General features: G+C 65.5%; 12 protein-coding genes. 4 read left to right on the forward strand and 8 right to left on the reverse strand.

Annotated elements, in window-relative coordinates; translation table 11 throughout:
- Positions 1-24 precede the first annotated feature (24 nt).
- Entirely contained in the window at positions 25-255 is a 231-nt protein-coding gene (locus tag DBV14_RS24160) for a twin transmembrane helix small protein (protein ID WP_124462868.1), read from the forward strand.
- Between the two features lie 77 nt (positions 256-332).
- On the opposite strand, the gene DBV14_RS24165 is transcribed toward DBV14_RS24160, so the two are convergent.
- The 8 genes from DBV14_RS24165 to DBV14_RS24195 all read right to left on the reverse strand — a co-directional run bounded on the left by DBV14_RS24165 (position 333) and on the right by DBV14_RS24195 (position 6,843).
- The gene (locus DBV14_RS24165) at positions 333-1,214 is read right to left on the reverse strand and encodes a cytochrome c oxidase subunit 3 (protein ID WP_124462870.1); all 882 of its coding nucleotides are present in this window, start codon (positions 1,212-1,214) and stop codon (positions 333-335) included.
- 64 nt (positions 1,215-1,278) lie between these two features.
- Entirely contained in the window at positions 1,279-1,488 is a 210-nt protein-coding gene (locus tag DBV14_RS24170; protein ID WP_124462872.1) for a DUF2970 domain-containing protein, read from the reverse strand.
- Positions 1,485-2,111: a cytochrome c oxidase assembly protein gene (locus tag DBV14_RS24175; RefSeq protein WP_124462875.1), complete on the reverse strand. Its 627-nt coding sequence runs from the start codon at positions 2,109-2,111 to the stop codon at positions 1,485-1,487. The genes DBV14_RS24170 and DBV14_RS24175 overlap by 4 nt, the downstream gene beginning before the upstream one ends.
- Positions 2,112-2,145: 34 nt before the next feature.
- Positions 2,146-2,262, reverse strand: a complete 117-nt coding sequence (locus DBV14_RS33645) for a cytochrome oxidase small assembly protein (RefSeq protein WP_221621912.1) — start codon at positions 2,260-2,262, stop codon at positions 2,146-2,148.
- Between the two features lie 34 nt (positions 2,263-2,296).
- The gene (gene ctaD, locus DBV14_RS24180) at positions 2,297-3,934 is read right to left on the reverse strand and encodes a cytochrome c oxidase subunit I (RefSeq protein ID WP_124462877.1); all 1,638 of its coding nucleotides are present in this window, start codon (positions 3,932-3,934) and stop codon (positions 2,297-2,299) included.
- 52 nt (positions 3,935-3,986) lie between these two features.
- Positions 3,987-5,165 carry a cytochrome c oxidase subunit II gene (coxB, locus tag DBV14_RS24185; RefSeq protein WP_124462878.1) on the reverse strand — a complete coding sequence of 393 codons (1,179 nt, stop codon included), beginning with the start codon at positions 5,163-5,165 and terminating at the stop codon, positions 3,987-3,989.
- A 61-nt stretch (positions 5,166-5,226) separates the two neighbouring features.
- Positions 5,227-5,703, reverse strand: coding sequence for a DUF2244 domain-containing protein (locus DBV14_RS24190; protein ID WP_124462880.1), 477 nt, complete (start codon positions 5,701-5,703; stop codon positions 5,227-5,229).
- Positions 5,704-5,928: 225 nt separating this feature from the next.
- Positions 5,929-6,843, reverse strand: coding sequence for a class I SAM-dependent methyltransferase (locus DBV14_RS24195; protein WP_124462883.1), 915 nt, complete (start codon positions 6,841-6,843; stop codon positions 5,929-5,931).
- Positions 6,844-6,865: 22 nt separating this feature from the next.
- Here DBV14_RS24195 and DBV14_RS24200 point away from each other — a divergent pair, with 22 nt between their 5' ends.
- From DBV14_RS24200 to DBV14_RS24210, 3 genes are all read left to right on the forward strand, one after another.
- Positions 6,866-7,618 (forward strand): ComF family protein, encoded by a 753-nt coding sequence (locus tag DBV14_RS24200; RefSeq protein ID WP_124462885.1) that lies wholly within the window; start codon positions 6,866-6,868, stop codon positions 7,616-7,618.
- A gap of 40 nt (positions 7,619-7,658) precedes the next feature.
- Entirely contained in the window at positions 7,659-8,120 is a 462-nt protein-coding gene (trmL, locus tag DBV14_RS24205; protein WP_124462887.1) for a tRNA (uridine(34)/cytosine(34)/5-carboxymethylaminomethyluridine(34)-2'-O)-methyltransferase TrmL, read from the forward strand.
- Between the two features lie 166 nt (positions 8,121-8,286).
- A complete protein-coding gene (locus DBV14_RS24210) occupies positions 8,287-8,580 on the forward strand; it encodes a DUF4148 domain-containing protein (RefSeq protein ID WP_124462889.1) in 294 nt (97 codons plus the stop codon).
- The last annotated feature ends 176 nt before the right edge of the window (positions 8,581-8,756 follow it).

An 8,756-nucleotide genomic window follows, 5' to 3' on the forward strand; every position in this document is an offset into this window, starting at 1 on the left:
AGGGAAAGGGGCGTGCGGCCGATAATGCGGGTCATGAAATATTTCGTCGCCCTGGTGTTCGTGGGCATCTTCGTGAGCCTCGCTTTTGCGCTGTACTTCATGCTGAAGGACGGTCGCGACGGGCGCGCCAAAAGCGGCGGCATGGCGCGAGCGCTCACCTTTCGGATCGGCCTGTCGGTCTTTTTGTTCCTCTGCATGCTGCTCGCCTGGAAACTCGGCTACATCCAGCCCACCGGACTCCCGCTCGGCAAGTAGATGGTGCTCGTTCCACGAGAACCATGAAAAAGGCGCCTTGCGGCGCCTTTTTTGTGGAATGCCGAGAGGTTCTTCGCTCAAAGCCAATAGACCAGCATGTAAAGGCCGAGCCAGACCACGTCCACGAAGTGCCAGTACCAGGCCGCGCCCTCGAAGCCGAAGTGGCGCTCCGGCGTGAAGTGGCCCTTCTGCAGGCGCAGCGTGATGAACAGCAGCATCAGCATGCCGATGAACACGTGCAGGCCGTGGAAGCCGGTCAGCATGAAGAAGGTCGAGCCGTAGGCGCCCGAGCTGAGCTTGAGGTTCAGTTCGGTGTACAGGTGGTGGTATTCATAGCCCTGCACGCCCAGGAAGATGATGCCCAGCAGCACGGTGAGCCACATGAAGCGGATCGTCTGTGCGCGGTGGCCGGCACGCAGTGCGTGGTGGGCAATGGTGAGCGTCACGCCCGAGCTGAGCAGCAGCGCGGTGTTGATGGTGGGCAGCCAGAACGGGCCCACGGTCTGGAAGGGCTCGACGATGCCTGCGGGCGAACCGGTCATGCCGGCCGCGGCGCTGGGCCACACGGCCTTGAAGTCGGGCCAGAGGATCGCGTTGTCAAGGCTGCCGAGCGTCGGCAGCGCGTGGGTGCGGGCCCACCACAGCGCCGTGAAGAAGGCGCCGAAGAACATCACTTCGGAGAAGATGAACCAGCTCATGCTCCAGCGGAACGAGAGGTCGATCTTGTGGCCGTACTGGCCGCTCTCGCTTTCGCCGATGGCGGCGCGGAACCACACGAACAGCGTGCCGAGCCAGACCACCATGCCGAGCAGCAGCGACCATGCGCCCCACTCGTGGCCGTTGATCCATTGCGCCGCGCCGAGGATGACGAAGAACAGGCCGATCGCCGCCATGACCGGATAGGCCGACGGTCCGGGCACGAAGTAGTAGGGCGTGGTGCCGTGGGTGGTTGAACTCATATCAGCTCCTGGCTTTCTTTCTTCTCGTCGATTCAATGGATTCTGGATACCGTGGGATTCTTCGTCAGGGCGCGACCACGAAGCGCACCAGCAGCACCAGCCCGACCACGAAGACGATCACGGCCGCGAACGCCACCGCAATGATGTGCAGCGGGTTCAGCTTGCCCAGGTCTTCCTGGTAGGCGCTGTTCTTGCGAACGCCGAAGAACGACCAGCCCACAGCCTTCACCGTGTCCCACAGCGTGGCCTTGGGCTTGTTCGGGGGAACGGTCACGAGCGCGGCTCATTCGCGGCATTCGAAACAGCAGCCACCGGTGCCGGCGGCGTCTTGCCGCCCACCTCGAAGAAGGTGTACGACAGCGTGATGGTCTTCACGTCCTTGGAAATCTTGGGGTCGATCACGAACGCGACCGGCCATTGCTTCTTTTCGCCCGGCTCCAGCGTGTACTGGTTGAAGCAGAAGCACTCGAGCTTGTTGAAGTACGGCGCGGCCTGCTGCGGCGCATAGCTCGGAATGGCCTGCGCGGCCATGCGGCGGTTCTGCACGTTCTGGAACTCGTACATCACGGTGTTCAGCTGGCCGGGGTGTACCTCGATGGTCCGCTCGGCGGGCTTGAAGTCCCAGAGGCCGCCGCGCACGTTGGAGTCGAACTCGACCGTGATGGTGCGGCTCATGTCGACCTGCGTGTTGTCGGGCACGCGCACGTTCTTGCCGCCGCTGGCACCGCCCGGCACCTCGAGCTCGGAGAGCGCGAGGATGTTGATGCCGGTCATCTCGCAGATGGCGCGGTACATCGGCACCAGCGCGTAGCCGAAGGCGAACATGCCGCAGGTCACCACGGCAAGCTTGCCGACCATGCGCACATTGGCGCGACGGATGCGTTGGCCGAGGCTCATGAGGTGCTGCTTCCGTTCGGTGAATGGCGATGCGTCAGCGGGCGCCGAAGAAGACCATGCGCACGATGAAGCCGATGAAGAAGATCACCGCGATGGAGGCCAGCGTGAGCCCCATGCGTCGGTTGTTCTTTCTTTGTTCAGGCGTGGTCATCGTCGTGCGGTCGCTTGGCTTGGCTGGCTGTCGGTCAACCGATCACCTTGGTGGCGGTCGCGTCAAGCTTGGGCGGGTTCTCGAAGGTGTGGAACGGTGCCGGCGAAGGCACTTCCCATTCGAGGCCCTCGGCGCCTTCCCATGGCTTCTGCGCAGCCTTTTCACCCTTGCCGCGCATGGTGGGCAGCACGATGAACAGGAAGAAATACAGCTGGGCAAAACCGAAGAAGAAGGCACCGACCGACGCCAGCGCGTTGAAGTCGGCAAACTGCATCGGGTAGTCGGCGTAGCGTCGCGGCATGCCGGCAAGGCCCAGGAAGTGCATCGGGAAGAAGGTGACGTTGAACGAGATCAGCGACCACCAGAAGTGGACCTTGCCGCGCGTTTCGTTGTACATCACGCCGGTCCACTTGGGCACCCAGTAGTAGAAGCCCGAGAACATCGCGAACAGCGAGCCGGCCACCAGCACGTAGTGGAAGTGGGCCACCACGTAGTACGTGTCCTGCAGCTGCGTGTCGATGGGTGCGACCGCGAGGATCAGGCCGGTGAAGCCGCCCATCGTGAACACGAAGATGAAGCCGACCGCGAACAGCATGGGCGTCTCGAAGGTCATCGAGCCCTGCCACATGGTGGCGATCCAGTTGAAGATCTTCACGGCCGTGGGCACCGCGATCAGCATGGTCGCGTACATGAAGAACAGCTGGCCGGTGAGCGGCATGCCGGTCGTGAACATGTGGTGGGCCCACACGATGAACGACAGGATGGCGATCGACGAGGTGGCGTACACCATCGAGGCATAGCCGAACAGGCGCTTGCGGGCGAACGCGGGCACCACCTGGCTGATGATGCCGAAGGCCGGCAAGATCATGATGTAGACCTCGGGGTGGCCGAAGAACCAGAAGATGTGCTGGTACATCACCGGGTCGCCGCCGCCGGCGGGGTTGAAGAAGCTGGTGCCGAAGTGGCGGTCGGTCAGCGTCATCGTGATGGCGCCGGCAAGCACGGGCATCACGGCGATCAGCAGGTAGGCGGTGATGAGCCAGGTCCAGCAGAACATCGGCATCTTCATCAGCGTCATGCCGGGAGCGCGCATGTTCAGGATGGTGACGATGATGTTGATCGAGCCCATGATCGACGAGGCGCCCATGATGTGCATCGCGAAGATGCCCGCGTCCATCGAGGGACCCATCTGCAGCGTGAGCGGTGCGTACAGCGTCCAGCCTGCAGCGGGTGCGCCGCCGGGCATGAAGAACGAACCGACCAGCATCAGCGCCGCGGGAATCAGCAGCCAGAAGCTGAAGTTGTTCATGCGCGCGAACGCCATGTCGGAGGCGCCCACCTGCAGCGGGATCATCCAGTTCGCGAAGCCCACGAAGGCCGGCATGATGGCGCCGAACACCATGATCAGGCCGTGCATGGTGGTGAACTGGTTGAACAGCTCGGGGTTCACCAGTTGCAGGCCGGGCTGGAACAGCTCGGCGCGGATCAGCAGCGCGAGCACGCCGCCCACCATCAGCATCGTGAAGCTGAACAGCAGGTAGAGCGTGCCGATGTCCTTGTGGTTGGTCGCGAACACCCAGCGGCGCCATCCGGTTGGCGCGTGGTGGTCGTGATGCTCGTCGTGTGCGTGATCGCCGGTGGCGTGACCGTGGGGGTCGAGGACTGCACTCATTTCGTTGTTCCTTGCAATTTCTTCTTCGCGGAGCGCTGCTGCTGCTGCCGGGTCACTTGCCGCGCAGGGCCAGCACTTCGGCCGGCTGCACCAGTTGGCCCGTCTTGTTCGACCAGCTGTTCTTGGTGTACGTGGCCACTGCCGCGAGGTCGGTGTCGCTCAGTTGCTTCCAGGAAGGCATCGCGCCGTTGTTCTGGCCGTTCAGGAGCACCGTGAGCTGCACCTTGTGGTCGGCGTCGGTCACCTTGGCGGCGCCGTCGAGCGGCTTGATCGGGCCCGCGCCCTTGCCATTGGCCTGGTGGCAGGCGGCGCAGTTGGCGGCATAGACCTTCTCGCCGCGCACCAGCATGTCGGGCAGCGTCCAGACCTTGGTCGGGTCGTCTAGCTTGGCGGCGGCTTCCTTGCGCTTGGTGGCAACCCAGGCCGTGTAGTCGGCGGCCGAAACCACCTTCACGTGGATCGGCATGTAGGCGTGTTCCTTGCCGCACAGTTCCTGGCACTGGCCGTAGTAGTCGCCCACGGTCTCGGCACGGAACCAGGTGTCGCGCACGAAGCCGGGAATCGCGTCCTGCTTGAGGCCCAGTTGCGGCACGGCGAAGGCATGGATCACGTCGTTCGCGGTGGTGATGATGCGAACCTTCTTCTGCACCGGCACGACCAGCGGGTTGTCGACCTTCAGCAGGTAGTCGTCGGGCATGGTGCCCTTGGCGCCGGCGTCGGACATGGCACGCTGCGAGCTGTCGAGCGTGGAGATGAAGGCCAGGCCCTCGCCTTCGCCGTTCAGGTAGTCGTAGCCCCACTTCCACTGGTAGCCCGTGGTCTTGATCGTGAGGTCGGCGTTGGTGGTGTCCTTCTGGGCCACCAGCACCTTGGTGGCGGGCAGCGCCATCACGATCACGATGAGGAAGGGCACGATGGTCCAGATGACCTCGACCACCACCGATTCATGGAAGTTGGCCGCCTTGTGGCCGACCGACTTGCGGTGCTTCCAGATCGAATAGAACATGACCGCGAACACGGCAACGAAGATGACCGTGCACAGGATCATCATGATCGTGTGCAGGAAGTGCTGTTCCTGCGCGATCTTGGTCACTCCGACCGGAAGATTCAGCTGGCGCACCGAAGGGCCGCCGGGCAGATCGTTGACTGCGTGCGCCGCGCTGCTGAAAGCCGCGCCGGCCGCCAGCAACAGATTCGCCGGCCTGTACTTATTGCGCCAAATGCTCTTCATCGTGTTCACGTTTCTTCAATTTTTTCGACAAACCCAACCGTGCAGCACTGCGCGAGCCCCCTCAGGCGCCACGCAACGCCATGCGAATCTCGCGGGCCAGCGCGGCACGCAACTCCGGGCGTACATAGCGCCCCACCCTGACCGATCGACCCTGCCCCGAGACCTCGATCAGCGAGCGATCACCGGCCTGCGGTTCGATCCGCACCTGGTGCGGAAGAAATTCAGTGCGTTCGTAGTGCCCACCGTTCTCGAGCTCCACGACAAGACGTCCACCCTGCAGCGCGATCTTCTCGCCATCGGTCGCGTGCCTTGCGTACACCATGAACGCAAACCCGACAGCGGCCAGTTCGAGCCAGGCAAATGGCAGCACCAGCGGCGCACCGTGAAGCCAGAACAGCGTGCCTGTGCCGAGCGATACCACGCACAGCGAGGCGTAGAGCCAGCCCAGCTGGCTCGGCGTCACCGAGCAGTTTCGCTTCAGGAACCAGTGGATGCTCTGGCCTGAAACGGTGGCAAATCGAAAGACGGAATTCGACACGGGCGAGTTCAGCAAATCGGTGCGTCGATGGCCGCCAAAACCTCTCGTACAACGCTCGTACAAACAGGATCCGACACCCCTCGATCGCGGGACAATACCCGCGAGTTTCACGCAACGGCGGATTGTAGCGGGTAGAGCGCAGCGGCCGCGTGGCGCATGGGACGCCTACGGGTCACTACTAGTAGGCAAACAGGCCCTGTATCGGGCACTCCGCCGGACGCTCAGTCAGGCCCCCGGCCGGCCGCGCTGGAGCATCGATCGCATCTCGCGCAGCGACACCGCGCTCTCGGCCGACAACGACACGCGCGGCGTCGGCTTGAAGGCATGGCCGTAGATGACCTCGAAGGTCAGCGCGATGTGGCCGGCGTTGCCTTCGGCGGGTGCGAGTTCGGGCAGCGCCTTCTTCAGCGACTGGTGCCAGGCCTTGCCGCGCAGCGCACCGAAGCGCGCCGGATGCAGGTTGCGACCCAGCGTGCGCAGCTCCGCCAGCGCCGCCTCGGGCGTGGCCCAGGTCAGCACGATGCGCTCCATGTCCATCACCGGCTCGGCAAAGCCGGCATGCACCAGCATGTCACCCCAGTCGTGCATGTCGGTGTACTCGTGGCCGGCCGCGGGCCAGCCCAGCCGGGCATGCAGCGCGCGCAGCTCGCGCACGGTGTCGGGCCCGAGGCAGGAGAACATCAGGAAGCCGTCGGTTGCCACCAGCCGGTGCCATTGCGCGATGAGGGCCTCGGGGTCGGCCGCCATGTGCAGCGACATGTTGGCCCAGAGCAGGTCGACGCCCTCTTCGGGCGGCGCGTCGAAGCGAGCCTTGCCGCCCTGCCAGCGGCGTGCACTCCACCAGGGCGCGGCCAGCGCCTCGCCCGTGGCGGCGGCCAGCGCCGGCTCGGGGTCGATCACGAAAGAGGCGGCGTCGCGGTAGCGCTTGGCCACCAGCTCGTGCGCCTCGAGGCCGCCGCGCAGCGGGGACCAGTCGGCCCATGTGCGGGGCTGCGCCTTGATCCATTGCAGCCGGTCTTCCATCCGGCGGCCGATTTCCTCATGCAGCCAGGGCGAACCGTCGGCGGGCGCGAGCCGACGCCAGCGGGCAGCCGCCGTGGGATCGATGGTCGGCGGTCTTCTTGCGGGGTCGGTGGCCATGGGGCCGTGAGTATATTGAGCGATGTCCAACCATCGCGCCCCGGGGCCTTTCCTGCCTTTTCGGCCCCTCCGGCTCTTTCGGCCCTTCACCGCATTGCTCGCCCGCCTGCCCAGCCAGTGCGAGGTGTGCCGTGCCTGGCCTTCACAGCCCGTGTGCGATGCCTGCGTGGCCCGCTTCGCCCCGCCCAAGGCGCGCTGCGGCGCCTGCGCCCTGCCCGTGCCCGAGGGCGTGGCCCGCTGCGGCGAATGCGTGCGGCACCCGCCACCGCTGGACGCCTGCTTTACCGCCTGCACCTACGCATGGCCCTGGCCGGACTGCATCGCCCGTTTCAAGTTCCACGGCGACGCCGGCTGGGCCGGGCCGCTGGCCACCCTGCTGCGCAGCGCGCCCTGGGTCGAGCCCGCGCTGGAGCAGTGCGACATCGTGCTGCCCATGCCGCTGGCACCTGGCCGGCTGCGCGAGCGCGGCTTCAACCAGGCCCACGAACTCGCACGCCGCCTGTCCCCCGCCAAGACCGATGCAACCCTGTTGCTGCGCACCCGCGAAACACCGGCCCAGAGCGGCCTGCTTCGCGCCGAGCGCCTGCGCAACCTGCGCGGTGCCTTCGCCGTGGAGCCGCTGCGCACGGACGAGGTGCGCGGCCGGCGCATCGTGCTGGTCGACGACGTGATGACCAGCGGCGCCTCGCTGTTCGCCGCCGCCGAAACCCTCCGGCTGGCCGGCGCGGCCCACATCACCGGCCTCGCGCTGGCGCGCACCGACCCGCCGCAGTGAAGAAGAACAACCTCGACCGCGGCCCGCCGACAATCGGCGCATGTTCCATATCGTCCTGGTCCACCCCGAAATTCCGCCGAACACCGGCAACGTGATCCGGCTCGCCGCCAACACCGGCTGCGCCCTTCACCTGATCGAGCCGCTCGGCTTTTCGATGGACGACCGCCTGCTGCGCCGCGCCGGGCTCGACTATCACGAATACGCCGAAGTGAAGCGCCACGCCGACTGGCAGGCCCTGCTCGACGCCGAGCAACCCGCCGCCGACCGCATGTTCGCCCTCACCACGCGCGGCACCCGCGCCGTGCACGACGTGCGTTTCCAGCCCGGCGACTGGCTGGTGTTCGGCTCCGAAACCAGCGGCCTGCCGCCGGCGATACGCGACGGCTTCGCGGAACCGCAGCGCCTGCGGCTGCCGATGCGCGAAGGCCAGCGCAGCCTGAATCTGTCGAACGCGGTGGCGGTGACGGTGTTCGAGGCCTGGCGCCAGAACGGCTTCGGCTGACACAAAGAAACAAAGAAGCTGCCCCTTGCAGCGAAAGGGGCGCATCCGATCGACGCGGCGCGCCGTATGGAAGACATGCCGGCACGCGATGCAATCAACGCAACGCAACGCAAAGCATCGGGTCCGGCATCCGGCCTTTCAACGCTCAGCCCAAGGAGTTCTCACCATGAACACCAAGTCGATTGCCCTCGCAACCTTCGCCACCCTCGCCCTCAGCACCGGCGCCCAGGCTTTCCAGGGTGAACAGAACCCGCTGCCGCCCGCGCCGTTCCAGTCGACGCTGTCGCGCGCCCAGGTGCAGGCCGATGCGCGCCAGCCCGTCCAGATCAGCAATGGCGGGACCGGTGTCGCACGCCAGACCGCGGGCAATGTCGATCGCGCTGCTGTTCGCGCCAGTGCCCTCAGCATTACCCGTCAAGGCGCTGCTACTTACGGTGAAGTGACTGATCGCCGGATGTAGGAGCCTGTTTGCGGCCTGGCGTTGCGCTGCTGTTCGGTCCGTTCAGGGCGACGCCCACGCCGACGGTGTGCTCTGCTCCGCGAATGTCCCCCGCTTCGCTCCTCCTTTATTTCGCTGCGCAGAGCACACCATCCGCGTGAGCGTCATCAGAGTGGTCGTTGATCAGCGGTACACCA

The organism is Variovorax sp. KBW07 (assembly GCF_003852515.1).
In the GTDB taxonomy this organism is placed as follows: Bacteria; Pseudomonadota; Gammaproteobacteria; order Burkholderiales; family Burkholderiaceae_C; genus Variovorax.